Origin of the sequence: Vibrio aestuarianus (assembly GCF_012395185.1) — a bacterium.
In the GTDB taxonomy this organism is placed as follows: Bacteria; Pseudomonadota; Gammaproteobacteria; order Enterobacterales; family Vibrionaceae; genus Vibrio; species Vibrio aestuarianus.
Map to the genome: position 1 here is coordinate 1 of NZ_JAAZTU010000095.1, position 1,553 is coordinate 1,553.

Sequence of the window (1,553 nt, forward strand, 5' to 3'; positions counted from 1 at the left end):
TCTCTTAGCCTACGCACTTGAACCTGGACAACCGTCGCCAGGCCCACCTAGCCTTCTCCGTCCCCCCATCGCAATTATAAGCAGTACGGGAATATTAACCCGTTTCCCATCGACTACGCTTTTCAGCCTCGCCTTAGGGGTCGACTTACCCTGCCCCGATTAACGTTGGACAGGAACCCTTGGTCTTCCGGCGTGGGGGTTTTTCACCCCCATTATCGTTACTCATGTCAGCATTCGCACTTCTGATACCTCCAGCATGCTTTACAACACACCTTCAACGGCTTACAGAACGCTCCCCTACCCCACAATCTTACGATTGCAGCCGCAGCTTCGGTTTACTACTTAGCCCCGTTACATCTTCCGCGCAGGCCGACTCGACCAGTGAGCTATTACGCTTTCTTTAAATGATGGCTGCTTCTAAGCCAACATCCTGGCTGTCTGAGCCTTCCCACATCGTTTCCCACTTAGTAGTAATTTGGGACCTTAGCTGGCGGTCTGGGTTGTTTCCCTCTCCACGACGGACGTTAGCACCCGCCGTGTGTCTCCCGGATAGTACTTACTGGTATTCGGAGTTTGCAAAGGGTTGGTAAGTCGGGATGACCCCCTAGCCTTAACAGTGCTCTACCCCCAGTAGTATTCGTCCGAGGCGCTACCTAAATAGCTTTCGGGGAGAACCAGCTATCTCCGAGTTTGATTGGCCTTTCACCCCTAGCCACAAGTCATCCGCTAATTTTTCAACATTAGTCGGTTCGGTCCTCCAATTGATGTTACTCAATCTTCAACCTGCCCATGGCTAGATCACTCGGTTTCGGGTCTATATCCAGAGACTAAAGCGCCCAGTTAAGACTCGGTTTCCCTACGGCTCCCCTATACGGTTAACCTTGCCACTGAATATAAGTCGCTGACCCATTATACAAAAGGTACGCAGTCACAAGGCATTGCCCTGCTCCTACTGCTTGTACGTACACGGTTTCAGGTTCTATTTCACTCCCCTCACAGGGGTTCTTTTCGCCTTTCCCTCACGGTACTGGTTCACTATCGGTCAGTCAGTAGTATTTAGCCTTGGAGGATGGTCCCCCCATATTCAAACAGGATATCACGTGTCCCGCCTTACTCGTTTTCACTTAGAATGATGTGTCGGTTACGGGGCTATCACCCTTTATTGCCACGCTTTCCAGCGTGTTCACCTGCATCATTTAAAGCTTAAGGGCTAGTCCAATTTCGCTCGCCGCTACTTTCGGAATCTCAGTTGATTTCTTTTCCTTCGGGTACTTAGATGTTTCAGTTCCCCGAGTTCGCCTCGCTGCGCTATGTATTCACGCAGCGATACTAGCTTATGCTAGTGGGTTTCCCCATTCGGAAATCGTAGACTCAAGTGGCTTTTACTGCCTAATCTACGCTTATCGCAAGTTAATACGTCCTTCATCGCCTCTGACTGCCAAGGCATCCACCGTGTACGCTTAGTCACTTAACCATACAACCCGAAGAAGTTTCGTGTTGATGACAAGTCACCAAGGTTTAGTGTCTCTCTTTATTGAATGAGCGAGAGACAT

At 49.9% G+C, this 1,553-nt stretch carries 1 rRNA gene; it reads right to left on the reverse strand.

From position 1 onward, the window contains the following. A 23S ribosomal RNA gene (locus tag HGG78_RS18725) occupies positions 1-1,474 on the reverse strand; the annotation flags it as partial. Between the last annotated feature and the right edge of the window lie 79 nt (positions 1,475-1,553).